Origin of the sequence: Seleniivibrio woodruffii, from assembly GCF_004339245.1 — a bacterium.
GTDB lineage: Bacteria > Chrysiogenota > Deferribacteres > Deferribacterales > Geovibrionaceae > Seleniivibrio > Seleniivibrio woodruffii.
In genome coordinates this window covers 62,628-88,674 of the sequence record NZ_SMGG01000004.1, presented here as the reverse complement: position 1 = coordinate 88,674, position 26,047 = coordinate 62,628, and the positions used below count along the sequence as shown (strand labels likewise).

General features: G+C 48.9%; 20 protein-coding genes, 1 tRNA gene and 1 CRISPR repeat array. Of the genes, 20 read left to right on the top strand and 1 reads right to left on the bottom strand.

Annotated features, from left to right (window positions below; genetic code table 11):
* Positions 1 to 8: 8 nt before the first annotated feature.
* From C8D98_RS06465 to C8D98_RS06365, 20 genes are all read left to right on the top strand, one after another.
* Entirely contained in the window at positions 9 to 1,130 is a 1,122-nt protein-coding gene (locus tag C8D98_RS06465; RefSeq protein WP_132873139.1) for an SH3 domain-containing protein, read from the top strand.
* Positions 1,131 to 1,286: 156 nt separating this feature from the next.
* Positions 1,287 to 1,562, top strand: coding sequence for a metal-sensing transcriptional repressor (locus tag C8D98_RS06460; protein WP_132873137.1), 276 nt, complete (start codon positions 1,287 to 1,289; stop codon positions 1,560 to 1,562).
* Positions 1,563 to 1,569: 7 nt separating this feature from the next.
* The gene (locus tag C8D98_RS06455) at positions 1,570 to 3,432 is read left to right on the top strand and encodes a heavy metal translocating P-type ATPase (protein ID WP_132873136.1); all 1,863 of its coding nucleotides are present in this window, start codon (positions 1,570 to 1,572) and stop codon (positions 3,430 to 3,432) included.
* Between the two features lie 111 nt (positions 3,433 to 3,543).
* Positions 3,544 to 3,628, top strand: a tRNA-Leu gene (locus C8D98_RS06450).
* 314 nt (positions 3,629 to 3,942) lie between these two features.
* A CRISPR array of direct repeats spans positions 3,943 to 5,230; the repeat unit is 28 nt; unit sequence GTTCACTGCCGCATAGGCAGCTTAGAAA.
* A 280-nt stretch (positions 5,231 to 5,510) separates the two neighbouring features.
* Positions 5,511 to 6,488, top strand: coding sequence for a type I-F CRISPR-associated endonuclease Cas1f (cas1f, locus tag C8D98_RS06445; RefSeq protein ID WP_132873135.1), 978 nt, complete (start codon positions 5,511 to 5,513; stop codon positions 6,486 to 6,488).
* Entirely contained in the window at positions 6,485 to 9,586 is a 3,102-nt protein-coding gene (gene cas3f, locus C8D98_RS06440) for a type I-F CRISPR-associated helicase Cas3f (protein ID WP_132873133.1), read from the top strand. The genes cas1f and cas3f overlap by 4 nt, the downstream gene beginning before the upstream one ends.
* 164 nt (positions 9,587 to 9,750) lie before the next feature.
* Complete coding sequence (gene csy1, locus C8D98_RS06435) at positions 9,751 to 11,073, top strand: type I-F CRISPR-associated protein Csy1 (RefSeq protein ID WP_165871220.1); 1,323 nt, start codon at positions 9,751 to 9,753, stop codon at positions 11,071 to 11,073.
* Positions 11,066 to 11,956: a type I-F CRISPR-associated protein Csy2 gene (gene csy2 / locus C8D98_RS06430; protein ID WP_132873130.1), complete on the top strand. Its 891-nt coding sequence runs from the start codon at positions 11,066 to 11,068 to the stop codon at positions 11,954 to 11,956. Before csy1 ends, csy2 begins: the two co-directional genes overlap by 8 nt.
* Before the next feature lie 11 nt (positions 11,957 to 11,967).
* Positions 11,968 to 12,990, top strand: a complete 1,023-nt coding sequence (gene csy3, locus C8D98_RS06425) for a type I-F CRISPR-associated protein Csy3 (RefSeq protein WP_132873129.1) — start codon at positions 11,968 to 11,970, stop codon at positions 12,988 to 12,990.
* 3 nt (positions 12,991 to 12,993) lie between these two features.
* Entirely contained in the window at positions 12,994 to 13,545 is a 552-nt protein-coding gene (gene cas6f, locus C8D98_RS06420) for a type I-F CRISPR-associated endoribonuclease Cas6/Csy4 (RefSeq protein WP_132873128.1), read from the top strand.
* 326 nt (positions 13,546 to 13,871) lie between these two features.
* On the top strand, positions 13,872 to 14,606 hold the full coding sequence (locus tag C8D98_RS06415; RefSeq protein WP_165871219.1) for a HesA/MoeB/ThiF family protein: 735 nt from the start codon (positions 13,872 to 13,874) through the stop codon (positions 14,604 to 14,606).
* Positions 14,607 to 14,664: 58 nt separating this feature from the next.
* Positions 14,665 to 16,071 (top strand): pyruvate kinase, encoded by a 1,407-nt coding sequence (gene pyk / locus C8D98_RS06410; protein WP_132873125.1) that lies wholly within the window; start codon positions 14,665 to 14,667, stop codon positions 16,069 to 16,071.
* Between the two features lie 8 nt (positions 16,072 to 16,079).
* On the top strand, positions 16,080 to 16,499 hold the full coding sequence (locus C8D98_RS06405; RefSeq protein ID WP_132873124.1) for a hypothetical protein: 420 nt from the start codon (positions 16,080 to 16,082) through the stop codon (positions 16,497 to 16,499).
* Positions 16,453 to 17,514, top strand: a complete 1,062-nt coding sequence (locus tag C8D98_RS06400) for a clostripain-related cysteine peptidase (protein ID WP_132873122.1) — start codon at positions 16,453 to 16,455, stop codon at positions 17,512 to 17,514. The genes C8D98_RS06405 and C8D98_RS06400 overlap by 47 nt, the downstream gene beginning before the upstream one ends.
* A gap of 910 nt (positions 17,515 to 18,424) precedes the next feature.
* Entirely contained in the window at positions 18,425 to 19,528 is a 1,104-nt protein-coding gene (locus C8D98_RS06390; protein ID WP_132873119.1) for a hydrogenase small subunit, read from the top strand.
* On the top strand, positions 19,506 to 20,483 hold the full coding sequence (hybA, locus tag C8D98_RS06385) for a hydrogenase 2 operon protein HybA (RefSeq protein ID WP_165871218.1): 978 nt from the start codon (positions 19,506 to 19,508) through the stop codon (positions 20,481 to 20,483). Before C8D98_RS06390 ends, hybA begins: the two co-directional genes overlap by 23 nt.
* Positions 20,483 to 21,694, top strand: a complete 1,212-nt coding sequence (gene hybB / locus C8D98_RS06380) for a Ni/Fe-hydrogenase cytochrome b subunit (RefSeq protein ID WP_132873117.1) — start codon at positions 20,483 to 20,485, stop codon at positions 21,692 to 21,694. Before hybA ends, hybB begins: the two co-directional genes overlap by 1 nt.
* Positions 21,695 to 21,714: 20 nt before the next feature.
* Positions 21,715 to 23,397: a nickel-dependent hydrogenase large subunit gene (locus tag C8D98_RS06375; RefSeq protein WP_132873115.1), complete on the top strand. Its 1,683-nt coding sequence runs from the start codon at positions 21,715 to 21,717 to the stop codon at positions 23,395 to 23,397.
* A 1-nt stretch (position 23,398) separates the two neighbouring features.
* The gene (locus C8D98_RS06370; protein ID WP_132873114.1) at positions 23,399 to 23,887 is read left to right on the top strand and encodes a HyaD/HybD family hydrogenase maturation endopeptidase; all 489 of its coding nucleotides are present in this window, start codon (positions 23,399 to 23,401) and stop codon (positions 23,885 to 23,887) included.
* Positions 23,888 to 24,367: 480 nt separating this feature from the next.
* The gene (locus C8D98_RS06365; RefSeq protein ID WP_165871217.1) at positions 24,368 to 25,564 is read left to right on the top strand and encodes a class I SAM-dependent methyltransferase; all 1,197 of its coding nucleotides are present in this window, start codon (positions 24,368 to 24,370) and stop codon (positions 25,562 to 25,564) included.
* Here the strand turns inward: C8D98_RS06365 and C8D98_RS06360 are convergent.
* A complete protein-coding gene (locus C8D98_RS06360) occupies positions 25,557 to 25,997 on the bottom strand; it encodes a TlpA family protein disulfide reductase (RefSeq protein ID WP_132873112.1) in 441 nt (146 codons plus the stop codon). The genes C8D98_RS06365 and C8D98_RS06360 overlap by 8 nt on opposite strands.
* Between the last annotated feature and the right edge of the window lie 50 nt (positions 25,998 to 26,047).

Genomic DNA, 26,047 nt, shown 5'->3' with positions numbered 1-26,047 from the left:
AGGTTCTTATGAAAAAATATATATATTCCACAGTACTTTCCGCATTTCTAGCCGTAAATTCAGCATCAGCAGAAGAGTCTTTAAAACCCAACATCAGAGGCATTCTTGCCAAATCGGGCATAGAACTGGCCGACACAACAATGCCCGCACAGCAGGAGACAGAAACCTCCTCAGACCCCATTAAATGGAAGGACGATTCACGCCTTTCCAAACAGCCTAAAGCAGTCGAAAAAGCCTCCGGCGAAAAGAAATGCTACTATGTCACCTCTCAGGTAACAAACATCAGAAACAATCCCTCTTTCCTCTCCGAAAGAACAGGAATATACAAAAAAGGCAGCTATATCTGCGAAGAAAACCGCATCGGCGAATGGATAGACACAGGCAAAGGCTGGGTGAACACAAAGTTCCTCTCCGACAAAATGCCTGAGGACGTGGCAAAGGCAGAAGCAAAAGCTGTTCCCGCCGACACCGAAACAAAGACCCGCATGACTGAATACAACTACGACAGCCCTGTAGTTGCACAGAAATCCGAACCGAAATCACCCAAAGCAGTTAAAGCGGCCAAATTATCACCTAAATTCATCACCGGCGCAAAGGTCAACATACGCTCTCTGGCATCAACAGAAGCAGACGTTGTTGGTCAGTATCAGAGGGGTGAAAGGATCGATATTCTGGAAACCGAGAACGGCTGGGGACGCACTGACATCGGCTGGGTAAATCTGGACTACGTTTCCGACAGATCGGCCGACGCAAAAGCTGTTCCTGTAGTTGAAAAACCGAAACTCATCAAATACATGTATGTTTCATACAAAAAAGCAAACATCAGAAGAGAGCCCACAAAAAAATCCAAACTCATCGGAAACTATGACGCAGGCGACAAGGTCGGCATCTACGAATTCAACGACGACTGGGCAAAGACCGAAAAAGGCTGGGTGAACACCGCCAACCTGAAAGACGTTAAATGCTTCACTGTGGCATCCAAAACCCTGAAAGCCCGCAAGAAGCCTGACGCCGGTTCAAAAGTTCTGAAAACCTATAACCGTGGCGACACCGTATGCGAGTTCGACCGCAAATACGGCTGGGTCGACACCGGCAAAGGCTGGGTAGCCGCCGAATACCTCGAACGTTGATAAGCCAACTGATCAATAGAACAAACCGCCCCTCTTGAAAAAGTCGGGCGGTTTTTTTGTGCCCGTTCTCAAATCATTATTGACAATAAGTCTCAACAGGAGTAAACACATACCCCATACCCCTATAGGGTATATCCAGTTAGCGGAGGAATAGTTATGAGACAGTGCATCGACATTCCCAAGGTTCAGACAAGACTGAAGAAGATCGAAGGCCAGCTCAGGGGGATTTCTGAGATGGTCGAAAAGGACGTGCCCTGCGAGGATATCCTCATCCAGATAAACGCCGCCAAAAGTGCCCTGCACAAGGTCGGCAAAATGGTTCTGGAAGGACACCTCCACCACTGCGTCTATGACGGAATCAAACACGGCGATGCGGAAAAGACCATAGACGAGTTCGCAAAGGCCGTGGAACATTTTTCAAGAATGGGATAGGTGAAATATGCAGAAAATCAAAGAGTTTTTTGAGGACGACGAAAAGCGCACGATACTTTTCCTGTCGCTTTCCGCCCTCTCCCTTGTTCTCAGTTTTTTCGAGGTGGCGGACATCCGCCCCGACATCGCATGGGTGGCAATAATCCTGTGCGGTCTGCCCATAATCAAAGGAGCCATCATCGGGCTGGTGACTGAATTTGATATCAAGGCGGATGTTCTTGTGTCCCTCGCACTGATCGCATCGGTAATAATAGGCGAAATATTCGCCGCCGGAGAGATAGCCTTCATCATGGCTCTGGGCGCAATGCTTGAGGAGCGCACGGTGGCAAAGGCCAGAGCGGGCATTGAAAAGCTTGTGCACCTGACACCCCGTACAGCCAGAGTGCTGAGAAACGGCGAAGAGATGGTCGTTCCCGCACAGGAAGTTCAGGTCGGCGAAAGCCTTCGGGTTCTGGCGGGCGAGACCATAGCTGTTGACGGAGTCATAACTTCCGGGCAGACCTCGGTCGATCAGTCCATTATGACCGGAGAAGCTCTTCCTGTGGATAAATCCGCAGGGGATGAGGTTTTCAGCGGCACCGTTAACCAGTTCGGAGCGTTCGACATGCAGGCTGTGAAGGTCGGCGAGGACAGCTCAATTCAGAGAATGATAAGACTGGTGGAATCTGCAGACGCAGGCAAGGCAAAGATCGTTGGTATGGCAGACAGATGGGCGACATGGATTGTGGTCATAGCCCTGGTCTCTGCCGCAGGCACATGGCTTGTCACAGACGAAATCATCCGTGCGGTCACCATTCTTGTTGTTTTCTGCCCCTGTGCGCTGGTTCTTGCCACCCCCACAGCCATAATGGCAGGTATAGGCAACGCAACCAAATACGGCATCCTTGTCCGTGAGGGCGACGCTCTGGAACGACTTGCCAAGGTATCAAAAATATCTTTCGACAAGACAGGGACCCTTACATACGGCAAACCCGATGTCAGACTGGTTAAAAGCTGGCGAAAGGATATTGACAGCAAAAAACTGCTCACTCTGGCCGCAGCCGCAGAGCAAAGATCTGAACACCCTCTGGGCAAGGCAGTTGTGGCGTTCTATAAAAAGGAATCAGCAGACGCACTGCCCGAACCTCAGGATTTTGTTCTGAAACCAGGCAGAGGGGTCAGCGCAGTTGTCGGCAGTCATGCAATTCTGGCGGGCAACGCAGAGATGATGGAGGAGAACAGAATAGAACTCCCCCTTGAGCTTCGCTCGGATGCCGCAGAGTGCAGAGGCGAAGGGTGCACGGTGATCTATGTTGCGGCTGACGGACTGGCGGCAGGATTCATCGCACTTGCTGACAGCATCAGGCCGGACAGCAGAGACGTCGTACGCAGACTTCGCAAGATAAACATCGAGAGCATTCTTCTCACAGGAGACCACCTTCAGGCGGCTAACCACATCGCCAGAGAGGCGGGAATAAATACAGTAAAATTCGAATGCCTGCCCGAAGACAAAATGGCGGCAATCGATAAATACCAGAAAGAGAACGAACTTGTGTGCATGGTCGGGGACGGTATCAACGATGCACCCGCCCTTAAAAAAGCCCATGTGGGCATAGCCATGGGCGGCATCGGAAGCGACATTGCTGTGGATGCGGCTGACATCGCTCTGGTGGGTGACGAGATAAAGAACATACCCCATCTGGTGCGTCTGGCAAAAAAGACAATGAACACCATAAACCTGAATATCACTCTGTCGCTGCTTCTGAACTTTGTAGCCATCATTCTGGCTATGAAGGGCAGCCTCAGCCCCATAATGGGTGCTCTGGTGCACAACGTCGGGTCTGTTGCGGTCATCATAAATTCCGCTCTTCTTCTTAAGTTCAGGTCGTGAGAGGCGGCGGACAGCATTGGAAAATATAGATAATATTTTTTGAAATAAGTTGCTTGACAAGAGCTTAATAAAACTGTATAAACCCCCTTACCGCTGGTTACAGTGGTGAGAGCCGAGGTGGTGGAATTGGTAGACACGCAGGTTTCAGGTACCTGTGGGAGTTAATCCTGTGGGGGTTCGAGTCCCCCCCTCGGCATACAAAAAGACCCATGTCTTATGACATGGGTCTTTTTGTATTTCGGGGACTCGAACGGCTTTTGCCGCCGACGAGCAGGAGGAAAAGCGCACAGGGATGTGTGCGTCAGGCGAAGGACTGGCCTTTTTGGCTGACTGCACGATGCGGGCAGACAAAAAGCGAGTCCCCCCGAAAGCATCTTTTGAACCCTATTTTTCCTATCTGATTTTTATCCATATTTCAGAGATACTTACAGAAGAGCAAAATAAAAGGGTTTTTACAGCTCAAAAAAGTTTTCTTCCATTGTCAGCGTGACTTCTGTTAAAATTAATCTGGTTCACTGCCGCATAGGCAGCTTAGAAATTGAGCGTTGACGGCAGGAACGTGCTGGCCATGTTCACTGCCGCATAGGCAGCTTAGAAAATTTTGCAGGAGCGCATAAACGATAAGTTCAAGTTCACTGCCGCATAGGCAGCTTAGAAATACGAGACGCGCAAAAAAATGCACCTCGAAAGGTTCACTGCCGCATAGGCAGCTTAGAAACTAAGTGCGGCACTGAGTTTGAAGACCATAACGTTCACTGCCGCATAGGCAGCTTAGAAATGTGCTGGAATATATCGGCGATGGTCTGGATAGTTCACTGCCGCATAGGCAGCTTAGAAATCAGTTTCTACCTCAAATGCAAGTTCATTATAGTTCACTGCCGCATAGGCAGCTTAGAAATCAGTTTCTACCTCAAATGCAAGTTCATTATAGTTCACTGCCGCATAGGCAGCTTAGAAAAGAAACGGCAGTTGAGACTGCTGTTTCTTCAGGTTCACTGCCGCATAGGCAGCTTAGAAAGAATACTGAAGCCCCGTACTGTATAGCCGAGAGTTCACTGCCGCATAGGCAGCTTAGAAATATCAGCATCAGCACCGTAAAAATAGTTTTAAGTTCACTGCCGCATAGGCAGCTTAGAAATTGATTTATGTGGTGGAAGCGAGGGGGCTTGAGTTCACTGCCGCATAGGCAGCTTAGAAATCATTGAGAAATCCATGAGCAAAACCTTTATCGTTCACTGCCGCATAGGCAGCTTAGAAATGACTGTTGTCTGATACCATTCGTCAAACTCTGTTCACTGCCGCATAGGCAGCTTAGAAAGCAACCTCCCTGCCATTCATCAGTCGCTTAACGTTCACTGCCGCATAGGCAGCTTAGAAAGCTTTGGATTCCCTCGGATATGGCATGACGATGTTCACTGCCGCATAGGCAGCTTAGAAATCACCCAGATATCGCCCATGCCTACTGAGTTTGTTCACTGCCGCATAGGCAGCTTAGAAATCATAGCCGCCGCCCACTTCATCAAGCAACCGGTTCACTGCCGCATAGGCAGCTTAGAAACCAAGTGCGAATATCTCTACTGCGGGCTTTGTGTTCACTGCCGCATAGGCAGCTTAGAAATTCGCAGGGGCTGTTATTCCCTTGGCCATAGTGTTCACTGCCGCATAGGCAGCTTAGAAATGCCTGTTTGCGGTTAATGAGAGGGATGCCTGGTTCACTGCCGCATAGGCAGCTTAGAAAGATTTCGCCGTTTTCGTTTAGTCTTTTAATAAGTTCACTGCCGCATAGGCAGCTTAGAAAGCCATGTCTTTTCGCCTTTGTATTCCCAGCCGGTTCACTGCCGCATAGGCAACGCAAACCGTCACTCTGAAAACTAGCTGAAGGCTGTATGAGTCCACCTTAAGCTAATTGCCAAATAGAGCACAGAGTCTCATCAAAATCACTTTCCATATCTGCTCCCCATTTTTAAATCATCTTTCACCTAAAAAAATATTTCACAGACGACAGCAACTGACGCTTATGCACGATATAAAGATCAGTAATCCATATGAAAACATGGTAAGGTTTCTGAGGAGGAGATATGGACTACTTCAAGCCGTCAGAGATGAAAACCATAATGCACTCAAAGCGTGCAAACATGTATTATCTGGAATACTGCCGGATTCTGGTCAACGGCGGCAGAGTGGAATTTGCGGCGGAAGCCGGAAGAAAAATCAACTACTACAACATACCGATTGCGAACACAACCGTAATCCTCCTCGGCAACGGAACATCAATAACTCAGGCCGCAGTGCGTGACCTTGCGAAAGCCGGAGTGCTAATCGGTTTTTGCGGCGGCGGCGGAGTCCCGCTTTTCAGCGCAATGGAGCAGGACACTGACATCGTCTGGTTCTGTCCCCAGTCCGAATATCGCCCTACCCAATACCTTCAACAGTGGGCAGGCTTCTGGTATGACCCCGCAAGAAGGCTTAAGGCGGCCAATATTTTTCAGACCGCACGCACGGCGATGATAAGAAAACACTGGAGCAAGCTGGCAAAAGACCCTGAAAACTGTTTTGACCACAACGACAGACAGCTGGAGCAGGTGTTAGATATATTTGAAAAGAACATAGACGTTTGCGCTGACACAGAGAATCTTTTACTGGAAGAGGCTCGGCTCACAAAAAACCTGTATAGGCTGACCGCAAAAGCTGTTGAATACGGCAGTTTTGAACGAGCGAAACGGGGCGAAGGCGGCGACAGTGCCAACAGATTTCTGGATCACGGCAACTATCTTGCCTATGGACTTGCCGCCACAGCCGCATGGGTTCTGGGACTGCCCCACGGATTTTCAGTTCTCCACGGCAAAACCAGACGGGGCGGACTGGTTTTCGATATTGCCGACATCGTTAAAGATGCCCTGATAATGCCGAACGCATTCATCTCCGCCATGCGGGGCGACACGGAACAGCAGTTCCGCCAGAGCTGTATAGACGCTCTTGTTCAGGCGGAGGCTCTGGACACAATGATAGACACGGTTAAACTGGCCTCAATTGAAGCGTCAAGGGCGGAAGCATGAATATTCTGCTGATATCCCAATGCTCAAAGAATGCCATGACCGAAACCCGCCGCATAATCGACCAGTTTGCCGAGCGCACCGGAGAGCGGACATGGAGCACCCCGATCACAAAAGACGGGCTGGATATGCTTCGCAAACTGCTGAAAAAGACCGCACGAAGAAACACGGCGGTGGCCTGCCACTGGATACGGGGCAAAAACCGCTCGGAACTTCTATGGATAGTTGGAGACAGCAGCAGGTTCAGCGAAAACGGCTCTGTACCCACAAACACAACCCTGCGGGATATTCTGAAATCATCCGATGAAAACAACTGGAACTCACTGGAAACTATCAGCGTCCTCTCCTGCCTTGCCGCTCTTTTCCATGATTTCGGCAAGAGCTGCGCAGACTTTCAGACAAAACTCATAAGCAGAAAAGCTGAAAGAAATATAATCCGCCACGAATGGATATCGGTCGTTATGTTCATGGCGTTCATAGGCGGTGATGACGACCGGACATGGTTAACAAAACTGGCTGAGGGTGACTTTGACGAAAGCTGGCAAAAACTTATCAATCCGAACGAAAAGCCGTTCGAAAAACTTCCGCCTCTGGCTTTGGCAGTATGCTGGCTGATAGTTTCGCACCACAGGATGCCTATTCCGGAAGAAGCAAGTCCGGAGGTGCTGAAAAACATCGTGGCGAAATGGTGCAGAAGCCACACAGAGATGGAAGGTAAAACGGACGGATACTGGAAGTTTGATAAATGCATCACATCATCCGCTCAATGGCGGAAAGCGGCGGCAAAGATAGCCCAAAGGGCTTTGAAACTCCCCTCCCATGATATTTTCGACCCTTTCATACTCTTTAATGCCAGAATGGTGCTTATGCTGTCAGACCACATCTACTCATCCATGCCTGCGGCAAAGACCGGAAGTAAGGATGAGCTGTATGCCAACACAGACAGCAATAACGACCTGAAACAGACGCTGGAGGAACACCTGCTGGGAGTTGAAAAACAATGCCGCCAGATACTCTTCACCCTGCCCAGAGCGGACAGTATGCTTCCCTACATAAGCCGGAACGATATACTGACCCGCAGGAACAGAATCCGGAAATACAGCTGGCAGGACAAAGCATTCGATACTGCATACGCAGTGAGACACACGGCGGAACTGGGCGGCTTTTTCGGCATAAACATGGCCTCCACCGGATGCGGCAAGACCATCGCAAACGCACGGATAATGTACGCACTTTCGGACAGGAAAAAAGGATGCAGGTTCACAGCCGCTCTTGGGTTGCGCTCGCTGACACTGCAAACCGGAGAGGAATACCGCAGACTGCTCGGCCTCTCATCGGACGAGATGGCTGTTCTGGCAGGCGGAGCGGCAACAAAGGAGCTTTTCGCACTGCGCAATGAAAATGCGCCTTCGGCTTCCGAAGACGAGCTTCTGCCGTCCTGTTCATTCGTAAATTATGACGGCGGGCTGAACGAAACCCCTATAGGAGAATGGCTCCGGAAAACACGGGGTGCGGACAAACTGGTATCGGCACCTGTTACAGTCTGCACGGTGGATCACATAATCCCCGCATCAGAAGGTACGGCAGGCGGCAGACAGCTTGCGCCCATGCTCAGGCTTATGACCGGAGACCTTATCCTTGATGAGCCTGACGATTATGATATCTCCGACCTCTATGCATTCTCCAGACTGGTCTGGTTTGCCGGACTGCTTGGCTGTCGGGTGCTTCTCTCCTCAGCCACTGTGACCCCGTCCATTGCCGAGGGGCTTTTCCATGCATACAGGGCGGGCAGACAGCTCTACAACAAAAACAGAAACGTTCAGCACAGCCACGGAATCGTATGCGGGTGGTTTGATGAATACGGTTCCACTGCCGAAACGGACATAAATCAGCTTAACTTCGCAGAAAAGCACAGAGAATTTGCCGAAAAACGGGCGGAAAGACTGCAAAAAGCCGAAATAAGGCGCAACTGCCGACTACTGAACCTCGACAGCTTCTCACATAAAGCCCTTGCGGAAACAATTTCAGAAAAAGCCTTAGAACTGCACAAAGACAACCACACAACAGACGCAAACGGCAACCGCATCAGCATCGGGCTGGTGCGCATTGCAAATATTAAGCATCTTGTGGCACTGGTAAAAGAGTTCAGCGCACTCGGAGGCGATTTTAAAATCTGCTGCTACCACTCAAGATTTCCCATGCTGATGCGCTCGGAGATCGAAAAACATCTGGATGCTGTTCTGAAAAGGAACGGCAGCAAAGAAATATATGACCACGACTGCATCCGCATAGCCATTGCGGGCAGACCGGACATAAAAGATCATATTTTCATTGTGTTCGCCTCACCCGTTGCGGAGGTCGGCAGAGACCACGACTACGACTGGGCGATAGCCGAGCCATCATCCATGAAATCCCTGATACAGCTTGCGGGACGTATCCGCAGGCACAGGGACGGAGCATGGGATAAAGTGAATATGCTCATTCTGAACAAGAACATAAGGGCATATGAAAAAAACAGCATCGCATATACCATGCCGGGGTTTGAGGCAGACAAATTTGAGCTGAAAGAGCATGAGCTGAGTAAAATTCTGGACGCTGTTCAATATGAAACAATAAACTCCATCCCCAGAATAATCGAGCCTTCACCCATGCACATGGGAGAAAACCTGTGCCATCTGGAACATGCACGCCTTAAAGCGGTGATGGCTCTGGAAGATCAGAGAAAGGTTATCGGCATAAATCAGTTTTGGAAGACCGAATATTATCTGAGCGGGTATCTGCAAAAAGAATTTCCTTTCCGCAAGAGTTCCCATGAGCAGGAGTTTGTGTATCTCTGGGATGAAAACGATGAATGGGCAGATTTCCACACCATTGACGCAAAGACGGGAAAGGTTGCCGAATCTATGAACATTGAGCAGGATAAATTTGAAACAGGCAAAAGCTTTTTCATTCCGCTGAACTACAAGGATCTTCTGGAAGAGCTTTCAGAACAGTTTGAAATGGGTATGGCGGAAAGCTCTCTCAGGTTCGGTCGATTCACCGCCGGAGATACAGACATGTTGTTCAGCCCGCATCTGGGGATATACAGCAAACTGAAATAAGCGGCTGCCTGTGCGGCAGTTTATCCATATCATATAATATGCTCTTCTAAACTGTCTGTTCGACAGAATAAAATATATCTTATAATATACTGGATGAAAATTATATTTACAATAAGAATATAATATGTAAAAATCAGTAATAGTCCATAATGGAGGTACAACGCATGCCCCAAAAAGAAGATGAAGTTATACGAACACTTCGGGAGTTCATCGAATGGTTCATCGGTGAACGACTGAAACCCAAGCTGGAAGAGATAGAAAAACAGATGAAAAAGGAAAGCACTCCAGAAGCCCTGCAAAAACTGGAGGAAAAGGCCGAGAAACTCAAGGATGAATACAGCAGGGAAAAATGGCTGGCTTCTGCGGCAAAGCGTGCCTCGCAGATAAAAGTTGCCACCCACATCCCGAAATTCACACATTCATCAGCGAAAGCATCTCCGGTCTATTATTCCGATAAACCGGATACAGCCTACATCGGCACACACACTCTGCGGGATATTCAGCCGGACGTATCAGGCAATGCCGCCGCCCTGGATGTCTTCTCCTTCCTCCGGCAGGAATACGAAGGCAAAACCATTCTGCTGCACATGGAAGAGCGAACGCCTGAAATTATCGCCGCACTGTCAGACAATAAAGAAGAGGCAAACGAGTGGATCGACGGTTTTCTGACCGTTAAAGAGATAAGTTCCCCATCATCTCACACGCTTATGAAACAGGTGTTCTTCCCACTTGAGGACGGCACATATCACCTGTTAAGCCCTGTTTTCCCCTCTTCTATGTTTCACTATGTTCATGAGCAGGTAAGAACAGCCCGCTATTCTGAGGAAACGAAAGCCGCAAAAGAGGCCAGAAAAAAAGGACTGCCTCACGAAAGCGGTTATATAGAATTTCCGCACACATCCGTTGTGGCATATGGCGGAACCAAACCGCAGAACGTCAGCCAGTTGAACAGTGTCCGTGGCGGTTCGAACGTTCTGCTGCCATCCCTGCCTCCAAAATGGGACAGCAAAAAGGCTGCGCCGATTCACAACGCATCCGCATTCACCTATCAGTTCAGGCAAAGAACCTACGTGAAAGAGTCACTTTCACAGCTGAACCGATTGCTTTGGCATGAAAATAACAACATCGACATCAGACTTGAAAGAGAGGAGCTTATCCGCAATATCGCAGACGAGCTGATCACTATATTTTATGAAATGGCATCCCTGTTTGAGTCCGGCTGGAGCAAAGACCCTAAATGTCGTCTGAACTCCGCAGAAAAACTGTGGCTGGATCCCCCGTCGGAAGAGGACACGGAAAGATTTCAGCTATACAAGGACGGATACTGGTGCAGGGAAGTCGCAAAGAGTTTTGCAAAGTGGCTGAACAAAGAAATATACAAAATACACAAAGGAAAAAAGGAAGTCGGAGAAAACGAGTTCAGGGAGTGGAAAAATATAGCGGAAGAAGTTCTGAAAGAGCTTATCGAGGAGCACAGCTATGCATAAAATACCTGACCATCTCCTCGTTCTGCCCCGTATGCGGGTAATAAACGTTAACTGTGTTTCGGGCCCCCTCACATGGGGATTTCCATCCGTAACAGCATTCTGCGGGTTCGTTCACGCACTCAGCAGAAAGCTGGGCGATCAGACCGTTCTGGACGGAGTGGGTATAATAAGCCACTCGTTCGAACCGCAGGCCTACCAGTCGGGCTATGAAAAAAAGTTCAGCCAGACCAGAAACCCTCTGGAGAGTGACGGAAGCACCGCAGGAATCATTGAAGAAGGAAGAGCACACGTCACCGTCAGCCTTATAATAGGCGTTTACGGCGGGAAACCTGACGCAGACGAAACAGCGACTCTGGCCGAAACTCTTCGTCTTGCCGGAGGATCAATCCTGCCTGTTTCCGGAGCAAAAGTCATATCTCTGGACAAATTCGCCGAACAGGACGGAAAAACCTATAAAAAACTGGCAAGAAAGCTTCTGCCCGGCTTCACCCTGACCGACAGAAGCGACCTGCTGATGGAACACCACAAGAACATGCCGGAAGAAAAAACTCTTCTGGATGCCCTCTTCGACCTGTCCGCCATGAAACATGGCTACATCGAAACCGAAGGCAGCAAGGGCGAATGGCAGACATACCGTGAGGGTTCCGGATGGCTTGTGCCCATCCCTGTGGGCTATGCAGGAATCTCACCGCTCTATCAGCCCGGCGAGGTTGCAAACACAAGGGACAAAGAGACTCCGTTCCGGTTTGCCGAGGCGATTTACACCCTGGGCCAATGGAAAAGCCCATCCAAACTGAAAGGACTGGACGAACTGCTCTGGTTTTACACCTCAGATGCCAAAAACGGCATATACGCTTGCAAACATAAAAAAATCTACGAATAAGGAGAAATACAATGGCTTTATCTAAAAACGCATCAGTGCTCGCTTTCGAACGCAAAATCGATGTATCGGACGCCCTTTTTTACGGCGGAAAATGGGACGACAAAGCAAATTACGGCACATGGCCTCAGATCGAGCTGAAACAAAAGTCAGTCAGAGGAACAATCTCAAACAGAATGAAAGCTAAAGAGGATGATCCTGCAAAATTCAATGCAAAAATTGAGTCGGCAAACCTCCAGACAGTTGATGTGGCCGCCCTCCCCTCGGATGCGGACACACTTTGCGTAAGATTTTCTCTGAAAGTCCTCAGCGGCATAGGCACGCCCTCCGCCTGTAACCTTGCGGAATATCAGGAGAAACTGAAAGCCACTGTTGAAGCATATAAGGCAGAGTTCGGATTCAAAATCCTTGCTGACAGATATGCATACAACATCGCAAACGGCCGCTTCCTCTGGAGAAACAGGGTCGGAGCAGAACAGGTCGAAGTTGTTGTAAACAGGGTATCAGCAGGGAAAACTGAAAAAAGCTGGACATTTGACGGGTTCGAGTATCCTTTGAGCGATTTCAGCAAAACCGACAAAAAAGTATCAGAACTGGGAGATGCAATCGCTGATGGTCTGGCAGGCAGTTCATTCGTAATCTTCGATGTGACAGCCTTCGCAAGGCTCGGCAAAGGTCAGGAGGTATTCCCCTCTCAGGAACTCATTCTGGACGGAGGCAGCGGGAAAGGTAAAAAAAGCAGAACGCTTTATGAAGTCAGCGGTGCAGCAGGGCTGCATTCCCAAAAAGTCGGAAACGCCATCCGCACTATAGATACATGGTACGACGATCTGGCGGAAATGCCCATCGCCGTTGAGCCCTATGGCTCTGTGACATCACTGGGGTGCGCATATCGCCAGCCGAAAGACAAAACAGATTTTTATAACCTTCTGGACAACTGGATGCTGAAAGATAAAAAACCTTCAGCGGAAAACCAGCACTTTGTAATGGCTATCTTTGTCCGTGGCGGTGTATTCGGCGAAGCCGAAAAGGATTAAGCCATGCAGTATTATACTGATATAAAAATTCAGCCGAATCCGGAGATTGCGCCGCAAGTGGTTCTGAATATGCTGTATGAAAAGCTACATCTGGTTCTGGCCGAACAAAAAAGAAACGATGTCGGGATAAGTTTTCCCGAAGCCGACAAAAACCTCGGCACAGTACTCAGGCTCCACGGGGAACTTGACCCACTTCAGGATGTTCTTGAACACAGATTTGTTAAAGTGATGCAGGATTACGCCTTGGTGGGCAGAATTAAAAAAATCCCTGAAAAAACAGGATATCTGCTTGTCAGCAGAGTTCAGGCAAAAAGCAGCCCGGAAAGGCTGCGCAGAAGAAGCATGAAATGTCTTGGGCTGACAGAAGAACAGGCAAAAGAAAAAATACCGGACAGCAAGGCTAAATTTCTGGATCTTCCGTTTATCATACTGAACAGCAGAAGCACGGGACAGAAATTCAGGCTATTCATAAGGCAATCCGAGCAGACAGCAGGCACAGCCGGAGAGTTCAGCACATACGGACTCAGCACAAAGGCCACAGTACCCAAATTCTGACCTTTTTTAGTCCTCAAAAAATAACCCTTTTGTATCAGTAGTTTTTAAAACGGCTGTACAAAAGGGTTTTTATATGTAATGTCGTAGCTTTTTCTTCGTTGAGAATATGTTATAATAAAATGGTTCCAGTTCACTGCCGTATAGGCAGCTTAGAAAAAACTTCATGAAATCACCAGACCGCTTTCAAAGTTCACTGCCGCTCAGGCAGAGTAAGCCAAAACCATTCACCATGCCGGAGTGATAGCAAAATACAATCCTCCCCCGTTATTCCCGCTTGCCATAAAGACTGCATGATAATACACTTAGCCCAATCGGGAGGAGATGACATGCACGACTACAACGAACGCTACAGACGCCAGATGATGATGAAGGATTTCACGCCGGAGAAGCAGGAGAAGCTGAAAAACGCCTCAGTTTTCGTGGGCGGAATCGGCGGGCTTGGCGGCGCAACGGCGGCGTATCTCGCCTCTGCTGGCATAGGCCGGCTGGTAATCTCACACTACGGAAACCTCACCGAAACCAACATGAACCGTCAGCTGCTCATGGACATAAACCGTGTGGGCGAGCCAAGGGTCGACATCGCCTATGAAAACCTGATGAAGATAAACCCCGATCTGAAACTGGAGATGCACAACGTCCGCCTGAACGACGAAAACACTCCTGAGCTGATAAAGCACTGCGACATAGCAATGTCCGCCCGCCCCAACTTCCCCGAACGTCTCTCGCTGAACAAAGCCTGTGTTGACAAAGGTATACCCATGATTGAGGCGGCAATGGACGACATGAACGGATACCTTTTCACTGTCATGCCCCATGAGACCCCATGCCTCGCCTGCAACATGCCCGCCGACGACAAGGACTGGAAAGAGCTGGGCTTCGGAGTGCTCGGCGCAGTTTCCGGAACCATAGGATGTCTGGCGGCGGTTGAGATAATCAAAATAATAACAGGCCACGGCGAACCGTTGAACGGCCGTATGATGTTCATCGATTTCATGAAAATGCGTACGGTGATGCCGAAGCTGAACCGTAATCCGCAGTGTCCCGTATGTTCGCATAAATAAGATTGTAAATTCCGCCGCTTCCGTTATGCTATTAGTATAATGATTGGAGGAACGTATTGTGAGACGAACCAAAATTGTGGCAACCATAGGTCCCTCTTCCTGTGACAGGGAGACCCTTTCAAAACTCATAGATGCGGGAATGAACGTCGCCCGCCTGAATTTTTCACACGGAACCCACGAATCCCACGGAGAGATGATAAACACCATCAGAGAGCTTTCCGCCAAAAAAGGTGCGGCAGTAACCATCCTTCAGGATCTCTGCGGCCCCAAGATACGCCTCGGAATACTTCCAGAGGAGGGAGTGCTTCTTAAGGCGGACGAAACCTGTGTGCTCGCTTCCGAAGAGTTTGCACAGGACGGCGCACTGCCCGTTCAGTATCCCAATCTGGCCGAAGACCTGAACATCGGCGACAGGGTTCTTCTGGCTGACGGAACAATGGAGCTTAAGGTGGAGGGCATCGACGGGCACAAAGTCATCTGCCGAATAATCGTCGGAGGCAGAGCATTCACCAAAAAGGGCGTTAACATGCCCTCAACGAACCTCAGCATAGTGGCCTTCACCGAGAAAGACCGTGCCGACCTCATCTTCGGCATAGAGAAGGGAGTGGATGCAGTGGCTCTGTCGTTTGTGCGAAGTGCCGCCGACCTCGTTAAAATACGTTCGCTGATATCAAAACACGACCATCAGCCCCTGCTGATTGCAAAAATAGAAAAACCTCAGGCTGTCCACAACCTTGACGAGATACTCCCCATGGTTGACGGCATAATGGTTGCCAGAGGCGACCTCGGCGTGGAAATGCCCCTTTATGAAGTTCCGGTAATCCAGAAACAGATAATCAGAAAAGCCCGCAAAGAGGGCAAAATAACCATAACCGCCACCCAGATGCTCAAGAGCATGGTGAGCAGCTTCCAGCCCACCCGTGCGGAATGTACGGACGTGGCAAACGCCATGTTCGACGGCACATGCGGCATAATGCTCTCCGAAGAGACCGCATCGGGAGAATATCCCGTTGAGGCGGTGAACGTTATGAACAGGCTGGCCAATGCCACCGAAAGCCACATAAACAACGACTTCGATATATCAAGCTCAGAAACGCACACCAAGTCAGTTTCCTGGGCTGTGGGACGTTCCGCAAGCTGGCTTGCGAAAGACCTTGATGCCAAGGCCATCGTAGCCTATACCGAATCCGGCTTCACGGTTGCGTCCGTGTCCCGTTTCCGCCCTGTCTGCCCCATCCTCGGCCTGACTCCCAACGACAGCACATACAGCAAGCTGAACATGTTCTGGGGAGTTACACCCGGTCATTGCGGAAAATTTGCAGACCTTGACGAACTTTTCGCCAATGCGGCAGAATTTGCCGTTTCAAAAGGGCTGGCAAAGTCCGGCGACAGAATAATAATCACCGCCGGAACACCCCTTGGTGTCAGAGGTTCAACAAACATAGTGAAGGTGTTCGAAATATAAGGTGACATATGAAAGAGCTGCATGAACTGACAGGTTCCTTCGCCGTTACTATAATAGTTGCGCTGGTAGTTCTGGGAATGGCGGCATTCCAGTTTGCCGCAATAAAGGATATTGTAAAGGTCAGGCGCCCTCTTCTGATCCAGCTCCATTTCTATCTCACGCCCGTGCTTCTGGCCGTTCTGATGGCTCACCTTTTCACAACGGACAAACGCCCCCTGCTGCTGCTGGGCGGACTTATCCTCGTAGCTTTCACTGCAATAGCGGGGCTGGCGCTCAGAATTAAAAAACTGAGGGCTAATAACTTTAAAAATCTGGTATATCTGAAGATATTCCTTCTGTGTGTTGCAATGCTTATGACAGCCGTCGGCCACAACGCATTGGATGAACACAAAACCGAAACCTCCCATATTCAGGGGGACGCAGATTAGGCTCTCTATACTTCTGTTACTGCTTTCCGTCTCTCTTCTGCCAGCCTTCGCATCCGAAAGCTGGACTCTGGCTTTCTATCTGGCGGACGGCGAACACTTTTACAAAGAACAGCAGGCCAACGTCAAAGAGATATGCGCAGACCCTGACCTTAAAAACGTCAATATAGTTTTCCTCCACGACAGACAGAAAACAACTGCCGACAAATCAAACCTTAAAGACATGACATACGTTTCCGACTGCAAGGGATTCATAGATATCCCTGACCTCGGAACGGAAACCTACAGTACGGAAACCATTAAAAAATTCTTTTCATATGTTAAGGCAAACTACAGATCAGACAGGTATTTCTACTCAATAACAGCTCACGGGATGCCTCCCTACATGAGCAGATCCGGCTCTCTGAACGCTCTTCATATTCAGCAGGCACTGAAAGGCATTGAGCCTGATGTGCTGGGGCTTGATATGTGCTATCTTGGCAGTCTGGAATCATTGCTCGTTCTAAACGGAACCGCCGACTACATAGTATCCGCATCCACCACTCTTCCAGCTGCGGGAAACGATTTTACTGTGTTCATAAACTATTTTCAAAAACATCATAAAGTTTCGCCAAAATATGCCGCAAGGGCTTATCTGAAAGGCTACAGAGTCTCCTATAAGGACACTACACAACCCCTCACCGTTTTCATTACCAAGACCGGCGAGGAGCTTAACAGAACAGCAGGTCTATTTTATGACAGTTTAAGAAAACTCACTGTCAGAATGCATAACAGACTGCCCGAAAACCCCGTTACCCTGTTCGGAATAAACGGTGATCTCACAGCAGTTCTCAGGCAGATAAATGTTAACTATCAGGACACATTCATTGAGTATTTCTCAAAAGGGTCATCCCTCGAAGGCACTGCGGTATACTTCCCGGCCAGATATGGCATACTGAACAAAACTGCTTACGGCTACAGGCTTTTTCTCAGACAGCAAGGACTCTCTCAGGCATGGCTCAACCACCTGACAAAGTAACTCTGTAAGCTCAAAATAAGGCTCAGTTAAAAGAAAATGGGGCAATTTATCTAACCTGACAAATTTATATTCAAAATCAGTCACTTAGAAATACGATCATCCTCCATGAGCGGCTCATAAACAGGTAAAAAACTGCTAAAAAATCAGATATGGTAATTCTTAAACATAAAGCATTCGTCGTGAGGATATTTCCGCAGACAAACAAACTGAAAAACACACCTGAAAACCAATTTCGGAAATATCTTCATCAGAGGCACTTCAATCCTGACAGCCGCTCCCAGAGGGACTTTCAGCATTCAACATTACTTTGTTACGCAGAAAAAACAGACAGCATTATAAAAACAGGCGGCGGCATGGAAGACCTAATAATTTAATCTGAAAATCAGAGTATACTGTATACCGTATACGATAATTATGCACCATAAGCATATTATGAGGCTTATTTACACAGGAAAGGTCAATCCCAACTGCATATTTGCATATAAAATTGTTCTATTTTAATTCAACACAAGATTTTTCAATATTTTTTTTAACATGTAATTTTGAACACATGCAAATCATACTATATAAAATTTAGTAATACCATAACCGGACTCAAAGGATTTTCTAATCACAACGCAATAATAAATAATAACTTTTACTGATTACATATTTAAAAGCTATGAATTGCAGTCAAATGTTGAAGATTCAAAAAGAACACTTTTGCAATTTTTGAAAACTGTTTGAATAGGTGTTTTAAAAACAAATGACCAAGAATAGCCTATTGCATTAATTTATTTTGTATGTATTAAGTTATCAACGGCGCAACATACATTTAAAGCCGTGCTTCCCTTTATTTGCATAGTTTTTTGGTTTCCTTATTATTGCTTACGTTTCAGATTTTCCTAATTTTAACTTTTTGAGGTTTAAAATGTCTGATAACACTCTGTTCAGCACAGGGCTCCACAGACGTGATTTCCTGCGTCTTACCGCAGGTCTGACCGCTCTGATGGGTCTTCCTTACGCTATGCACACAAAGGTTGCAGAGGCAGCCACAGCGGACAACAGACCGCCCGTAATCTGGCTTCACTTCCAGGAATGTACAGGCTGCACCGAATCTCTCATCCGCTCCGGCCATCCGGACCCCGCTGCTCTGATCCTTGATCTCATCTCACTTGACTATCAGGAAACACTTATGGTCGGTTCCGGCCATCAGGCTGAGAAATCACTTGAAGACAGCATGAAAGCCAACTGGGGCAAATACATCCTCGTGGTTGAAGGTGCGGTTCCTCTGGCAAAAGACGGTATCTACTGCAAAGTTGCAGGCAAAACAGCCGTTGACTCACTCAGAGATGTTTCAGAAGGCGCTGCAGCGGTTATCTGCATCGGAACCTGCGCTGCTTTCGGCGGTGTTCAGGCAGCCGACCCCAACCCCACACAGGCTGTTTCGGCCGCAAGCCTTATCAAAGACAAGCCCGTGATCAACATTCCCGGATGTCCTCCCAGCCCCTACAACCTGCTGGCGACCATCCTTTACTACCTGACTTTCAAAAAACTGCCTAAACTTGACAAACTCAACAGACCCGAGTTCGCATACGGCAGAAGAATACACGAACACTGCGAGCGCAGACCTCACTTCGATGCAGGCCGTTTTGCAGAACAGTTCGGCGACAAAGGCCACTCAGAAGGCTACTGTCTCTACAAACTGGGCTGTAAAGGTCCCGTTACTTTTGCAAACTGCTCAGTTCAGAGATTCAACGACGTAGGCGTATGGCCTGTTTCAATGGGTCACCCCTGCATCGGCTGTACAGAGCCCGACGTTATGTTCCACACGTCAATATATGACAAACCCCAAATCCACGAAGTTACTCCGCCCGATACATACCCCAACGCTAACCCCGCTCCCCGCGGCAAAGGTGCTGATCCGGTCACTACCGGTGTAATCGGCATGGTAGCAGGCGCTGCTATCGCTGCAAGTGCGATAATGGCGAACAAGCTGCCTAAAGGAGGGGATGATGAAGAAGACAAGGCGTGATTTCCTGAAAACTGCCGCCGCAGGCGGAGCACTTATGCTTGCTCCCCTGAGTGTTCAGGCGCAGCAAGAAATCAAAGCCGATGACGAAGCCGTAGGCATGTTCTATGACTCGACACTTTGCGTCGGCTGTAAGGCGTGCGTATCAAAGTGCAAGGCAGTCAACGACATGGCAGCCGCTCCCATGCCCGGAGACAGCGACAGGCTGTGGGATGCTCCCGAAGATCTTGACTACCGCACCAGAAACATCATCAAACTCTACAAAAACGAGGAAGATGTTAACGACCACGCTTATGTTAAACACCAGTGCATGCATTGCATCAAACCGGCCTGCGTTTCCGCTTGCCCCGTTAGTGCAATGGTTAAAGAAGAAGGCACCGGTATCGTATTTTATGACAAAAACATTTGCATCGGCTGCAGATACTGTCAGGTTGCCTGTCCGTTCAACATTCCCAAGTTCGAATGGCCGGAGACTTTCCCCAAGATAGTAAAATGCGACCTTTGCAAGTTTACCAACCTGAAGCTGAAGAACATTCCCGCATGCTGCGAGGTCTGCCCCACGAATGCTGTTATCTACGGCAAACGCAAAGACCTTCTTGCAGAAGCGAAACGCCGTCAGGCTGCGAACCCCGGAAAATATCAGAAAGCTATTTACGGTGAGTTCGAAGTGGGCGGAACAAACGTTATCTACCTTGCAGGTACATCGTTTGAAAACCTCGGCTTCCCCAAACTGGACCACGAATCTGCAGCTCTTATGTCCGAACACGTTCAGCACACGGTCTACAAAGGCTTCATAGCCCCCGTTGCGCTTTACGGCTTCCTCGCTTTCATAGCCCTGAAAAACAGAAAATCTGCTGATCAGGTTGCTCATGAGCACGAGGTTGAGCACGAGCTGGAAGTTGAAATTCAGCACGAGCTGGAAAAAGAGAAAGAAGAGAAGAAGGAGGGCAAACACTAATGGCCGGAAATCACAACGACTATCAGGTACATAAGGCGAAGATACTTACTCCCGCCTTCTATGTGCTCCTTTTCTTCACGCTTCTCGGCTTTATGCTCATTGCATACAGATTTGTAATGGGTATCGGCGCTGTTTCCAACCTGTCCGACGGCTACCCCTGGGGTATCTGGATCGCTTATGACGTTGCAACATCAACGGCATTCGCATGCGGCGGTTATGCGATGGCACTTGTCATCTACATCATGAACAGAATGAAATACCACCCCCTTATCCGTTCCGCACTGGTCACCAGTATGTTCGGTTATATGCTGGCGGGTATGTCTGTTATGGTCGACGTGGGCCGTTACTGGAACGCATACAGCTTCTTCATGCCTTCACGCTGGCAGCCCAACTCGGTAATGTTTGAAGTTGCCGTTTGTATCATGGCGTACAACGTGGTTCTTATCATCGAAGTTATGCCTGCGATACTTGAGCGCTTCATCCACATGAAGGAGAACAAGTTCCCCAAGCTGAAACACTACGCTATGATCATCTATCCTAAACTTGACAAGGTTCTGATTTTCATAGTTATTCTGGGTATCACCCTGCCCTCTATGCACCAGTCTTCACTCGGCTCAATGCTTATCATTGCCAAGTCGAAGCTGAACCCCATATGGCACACACAGATACTCCCCCTGCTGTTCATAATCAATGCACTTTACATCGGTTATGCTACTGTAATCTTTGAATCCTTCGCTTCATCGATGGCATTCAAAAGACCTTTCGAGAAAGAGGTTCAGCAGCTTTCCAGAATCATTCCCTACGTAACCGGAATCTGGCTGTCTGTCCGCTTCATCGACCTCTACATCAGAGGCCAGCTGAGCGCAGCTTTCGCCGGAGACTACTACTCATGGATGTTCCTTGCAGAGCTTCTTCTGATTCTGACAGGTACATACATACTTATGTGGAAACAGTACAGACAGTCACCCAGAATGGTGTTCATCGCTGCGATGCTCCTCATGATAGGCGGCGGCTGGTATCGTTTCAACGTGTATATCATCGGCTTTAAGCCCCACGGCAACTGGAGCTATTTCCCTTCACTGCCGGAATTCTTTATCACAGTCGGTCTCGTAGCTTTCGAGATCTTGGGATACATGGTGCTTATCAAACTGTTCCCGATCATGCCCAAAGTTCACGGCGAGCATGGTTCGGACGCAGCAAAAGCGCATTAATATTTTAGGAGAAAACGAAGATGTCCAATAGAATCACAATCGACCCGATCACCCGTATTGAAGGACACCTCCGCATCGATTTCGAAGTTGCAGGCGGCAAGGTTTCTAAGGCATGGTCCTCTGCACAGATGTGGAGAGGTATCGAAAAAATCCTTCTGGGCCGCGACCCCAGAGATGCGTGGGTTTTCGCACAGAGATTCTGCGGCGTTTGTACTACAGTACACGCTATCAGCTCAATCCGCTCTGTTGAAAACGCATTCAACGTTGAAGTACCCCTGAACGCTCAGCTTGTGCGTAACATCATTATCGCACAGCACTCGCTTCAGGACCACATAGTTCACTTCTACCATCTGTCAGCACTTGACTGGGTAGACATTGTTTCTGCTCTTTCCGCAGATCCCAAAAAGACTGCACAGCTTGCTCAGTCTATCTCTGACTGGCCCGGAAACAGCGAAACAGAATTCAAAGCCGTTAAAGAAAAACTGGCTGCCTTCGTTCAGACAGGCAGACTGGGCATCTTCGGCTCAGGATACTGGGGTCACCCCGCAATGAAACTTCCGCCCGAAGTTAACCTGCTTGCCACAGCACACTACCTGAAAGCACTTGACTATCAGAAAAAAGCTGCGGCTGCCGTTGCTATCCTCGGCGGAAAGAACCCCCACATCCAGAACCTCTGCATGGGCGGCGTTGCAACTGCGATCAACTTCGACAACGAAGCTACACTGAACATGGAGCGTGTTGCTCTGCTCAGAAGCCTCATGACCGAAACAAGAGACTTCGTTAAAAAAGTCCTCTTCAACGACGTTGTTGCCATCGGTTCCATGTACAAAGACTGGTTCACTTACGGACGCGGCGTAGACAACTACCTCGCTGTTCCTGAGTTCCCCCTTGATTCTAAAATGACTAAGTTCGACATGTCCGGCGGTATCATCCACGGCGGCGACCTTAAAAACTTCCGTAAGCTGACAAACCACTCAGACGAAGCACTCATCAACGGCATCACTGAGTCAACAGCTCACGCATGGTACAAAAAAGACACTCCCAAACATCCCTATGAAGGCGTTACTGAGCCCGAATACACTGACTTCGAACCCGAAGGCAGATACACATGGTGCAAGGCTCCCCGTCTGGACGGCAGACCTGTTCAGGTAGGCCCGATAGCTCAGATCCTCGCTTCCTATGCAGCAGGCGACAAAGAAGTGGTAGCTATCGTTGACTCGGTTTGCAGCAAACTTGGCATCAGCGTAAACGCTCTTCAGTCTACTATGGGACGCCACGTAACACGTGCTATCCGCTCTGTTATCATGGCTGACAAATCCCTTAAATACCTTGATATGCTTATTGACAACTATTCAAAAGGCGATACAGTATACGCTAACCATGTTGAAATGCCTAAAGGCGAATATCAGGGCGTTGGTTTCCACGAAGCACCCAGAGGTACACTGTCACACTGGATGGTTGTGGAAGACAGAAAACTTAAAAACTATCAGGCTGTTGTTCCCTCAACATGGAACGCCGGCCCCAGAGACGAAAACGGCGCAGCAGGACCCTATGAAGCAAGTATTCAGGGCAACCCCGTTGCAGACGCTCACAAGCCTCTGGAAGTTATCAGAACAGTGCACTCTTTTGACCCCTGTATAGCTTGTGCTGTACACTCAATCGACCCCGAGGGCAAAGAGCTTGTAAACGTGAAGGTGAGATAATATGCAGGTGGTGGTCTTCGGAGCAGGAAATCTGCTCTTAAGTGACGAGGGACTCGGAGTTCATCTCGTCAGACGGATGAATGAGAAATATCTTCCCTCAGATGACGTCGAGTTTTACGACGGCGGCACTATGGGAATCCTTGCTACCCACAAACTTGAGGAGACCGCTCACGTGATTATCGTGGACAGCCTTGATGCGACCGGAGAAGCAGGCGAACTGAGAGTTTATAAGAAAGAGGATATCATGCTGGAGCGTATTCCTGCTAAGATGTCCCCCCATCAGATCGGTCTGCAGGAAGTGCTGACCCTCAGCGAAATGAGAGGAAACGCACCCGAAACGATAACATTTTACGGTGTTATCCCCGGAAGCCTCGAAAGCTCGGTGGAACTCAGCCCCGAGGTTGAGAAAAGGCTGGACGAGATCGAAGCCCTCATTATCGAAGAACTTAAAAGTATGGACATATATTTGTCGCCCGTTATAGCGGCATAATTTCCCATACCTCTTCTCTAAGCGGCAGGATAACCCCCCCTGCCGCTTTTTTAATTCCTTCCGTTTATATTCTTCGTTCTGCTGCGTCAGCTTTCGTTCGCTCGCATCACATACTCACTATGTATGCTCAGCTCGCTTCACTCAACCTTCCTTGCATAACTCGCATCTAAACAGAAAATGGAATCCTTTTTTCCCGTCACTGCGAAGCCCGCAGGGCTGTGGCAGTCTCATCACCTCAGCAAAACTGAGCCCTTAAGCATTACTTAACATGGAAGATCGCTTCGCCCATAAAGGGTTCGCGATGACGAATATTTACCGTCTCTGCGAACGGAAGTGAAACGGAAGTGAAGCAGTCTTCCACGAATAGTCATATTCTTCGCTTCGCTCAGAATGACAACTATGTGTCACGCAGTCTCGTCCCCTCATTTTCTTTGTCTTTTCCGCTCATTTACTGTATATTCCCACATCAAAGGAGATCACATGCCGCCAATAGCCCCCGCAGTATCAGTTCAGGTGACACCCGCCGCAGAAAAGAGTATTAAGAAAGGACACCCATGGGTGTATGCCGAAGCGGTGGTAAAAACCAGCCGTGAAGCCGATGCAGGCGACATAGCGGCCATATTCAGCTCCAAGAGGGAGTTTGTGGCTCTGGGGCTCTTCGACCCGACATCCCCTATCAGGATACGCATTCTCTCCACAAAGCCTAAAACCACCATCGACAGCGAGTGGCTGACATCCGCCATAACCTCTGCACTGGAAAAACGGCAGAAACTTTTCGATGATCCCGATACTGACGGTTTCCGCCTGCTCCACGGCGAAAACGATAATATCCCCGGCCTTGTGGCGGACATCTACCGCAACGTTCTGGTCATAAAGATCGATACCGCAGGGTGGATGCCCCACATCGAGCTGATATGCGACATTTTCTCAGCACTTGTTAAGCCGGAAACCATCGTCCTCAGGCTCTCCCGCACAATTGAACCCACCGGAAAATATTCTGACGGAGCCATCCTCAGAGGCAGACCTGTTAAAGGTGCGGTTGTGTTCTCGGAGAACGGGTTACTTTTCGAGGCTGATCCGGTCAACGGTCAGAAGACCGGATTTTTTCTGGATCAGAGGGAGAACAGAGCAAAGGCAGGAAAACTCGCAAAAGGACGTGACGTTTTAAATATATTCGCATACAACGGCGGGTTCTCATTATATGCGGCTCAGGGCGGCGCAAGGTCAGTGATCAGTCTGGACATAGCCCCGCAGGCTCTGGAGGCCGCAAAGCGCAACTTTGCCCTCAATCCTCAGCTTGCAGCAAAGCACGAGACCATCTGTGCCGACGCATTCGAAGCCATGAAGCATATGGCTGACAGGGGCAGGAAATTCGGGATGGTGATCGTCGATCCCCCCTCGTTCGCACGCAAGCAGGCGGACATACCCAACGCCCTCGCGGCTTACGAAAAGCTCACCAGACTTGGTGTAAACCTCACGGATAAAGACGGAATACTCATATCCGCTTCCTGCTCGGCAAGGGTAAGTGCGGAGGATTTTTTCGACGCAGTATTGAAAACTGTAAGAAAATCAGGCAGGAAATTCACCGAAATTGACCGCACCCTCAACGCTCCGGATCATCCTGTGGGCTTTGCGGAGGGCGCATACCTTAAATGCATTTATATAAGGCTCAGTTGACCATTAACTCAATATCTTCAAGGGTCTGAGATCCGTATTCCTCGTCCAGAACCTCGCCCTTACTGTTGTACACTCTGGTGAACGGTACGGCATCTATCTTCATCATATCTTTGTGCAGAGCCTGAGACCCGGTGTAGAACCTGAAAGGGAATCTTTCTTCTTTGATAGCGGATTCTGCGTTCTTCTCATCGTTCTGTTTGGTTATGCCTATTACCTGAATATTGTTCTTTCTGATAAAATCCGGACTGTTCCTGAGCATTCTCAGCTCACGCATGCAGTGGGGACACCAGGGCGCCCAGAACACGACAACGGTCTTTCCTTTGAACGATTTAGCCGCTTTAATGATATCCGCCGTTTCCGCTGTTTTCAGCTGTCCGGCAAAAAGACCGAACGGAAGCAGAAGCACGGCTGTTATGATGATAAACTTTCTCATGATCTCCCCCGCTGAAAGAATAATCCCTTCATCTCAGGAAATCAATATGA

What these genes read in the sequence shown, in the direction of transcription:
- C8D98_RS06465 (WP_132873139.1), top strand. Translation starts at nt 9, where the DNA reads ATGAAAAAATATATATATTCCACAGTACTTTCCGCATTTCTAGCCGTA.
- C8D98_RS06460 (WP_132873137.1), top strand. Translation starts at nt 1,287, where the DNA reads ATGAGACAGTGCATCGACATTCCCAAGGTTCAGACAAGACTGAAGAAG.
- C8D98_RS06455 (WP_132873136.1), top strand. Translation starts at nt 1,570, where the DNA reads ATGCAGAAAATCAAAGAGTTTTTTGAGGACGACGAAAAGCGCACGATA.
- cas1f (WP_132873135.1), top strand. Translation starts at nt 5,511, where the DNA reads ATGGACTACTTCAAGCCGTCAGAGATGAAAACCATAATGCACTCAAAG.
- cas3f (WP_132873133.1), top strand. Translation starts at nt 6,485, where the DNA reads ATGAATATTCTGCTGATATCCCAATGCTCAAAGAATGCCATGACCGAA.
- csy1 (WP_165871220.1), top strand. Translation starts at nt 9,751, where the DNA reads ATGCCCCAAAAAGAAGATGAAGTTATACGAACACTTCGGGAGTTCATC.
- csy2 (WP_132873130.1), top strand. Translation starts at nt 11,066, where the DNA reads ATGCATAAAATACCTGACCATCTCCTCGTTCTGCCCCGTATGCGGGTA.
- csy3 (WP_132873129.1), top strand. Translation starts at nt 11,968, where the DNA reads ATGGCTTTATCTAAAAACGCATCAGTGCTCGCTTTCGAACGCAAAATC.
- cas6f (WP_132873128.1), top strand. Translation starts at nt 12,994, where the DNA reads ATGCAGTATTATACTGATATAAAAATTCAGCCGAATCCGGAGATTGCG.
- C8D98_RS06415 (WP_165871219.1), top strand. Translation starts at nt 13,872, where the DNA reads ATGCACGACTACAACGAACGCTACAGACGCCAGATGATGATGAAGGAT.
- C8D98_RS06405 (WP_132873124.1), top strand. Translation starts at nt 16,080, where the DNA reads ATGAAAGAGCTGCATGAACTGACAGGTTCCTTCGCCGTTACTATAATA.
- C8D98_RS06400 (WP_132873122.1), top strand. Translation starts at nt 16,453, where the DNA reads ATGAACACAAAACCGAAACCTCCCATATTCAGGGGGACGCAGATTAGG.
- C8D98_RS06390 (WP_132873119.1), top strand. Translation starts at nt 18,425, where the DNA reads ATGTCTGATAACACTCTGTTCAGCACAGGGCTCCACAGACGTGATTTC.
- hybA (WP_165871218.1), top strand. Translation starts at nt 19,506, where the DNA reads ATGATGAAGAAGACAAGGCGTGATTTCCTGAAAACTGCCGCCGCAGGC.
- hybB (WP_132873117.1), top strand. Translation starts at nt 20,483, where the DNA reads ATGGCCGGAAATCACAACGACTATCAGGTACATAAGGCGAAGATACTT.
- C8D98_RS06375 (WP_132873115.1), top strand. Translation starts at nt 21,715, where the DNA reads ATGTCCAATAGAATCACAATCGACCCGATCACCCGTATTGAAGGACAC.
- C8D98_RS06370 (WP_132873114.1), top strand. Translation starts at nt 23,399, where the DNA reads ATGCAGGTGGTGGTCTTCGGAGCAGGAAATCTGCTCTTAAGTGACGAG.
- C8D98_RS06365 (WP_165871217.1), top strand. Translation starts at nt 24,368, where the DNA reads ATGCCGCCAATAGCCCCCGCAGTATCAGTTCAGGTGACACCCGCCGCA.
- C8D98_RS06360 (WP_132873112.1), bottom strand. Translation starts at nt 25,997, where the DNA reads ATGAGAAAGTTTATCATCATAACAGCCGTGCTTCTGCTTCCGTTCGGT.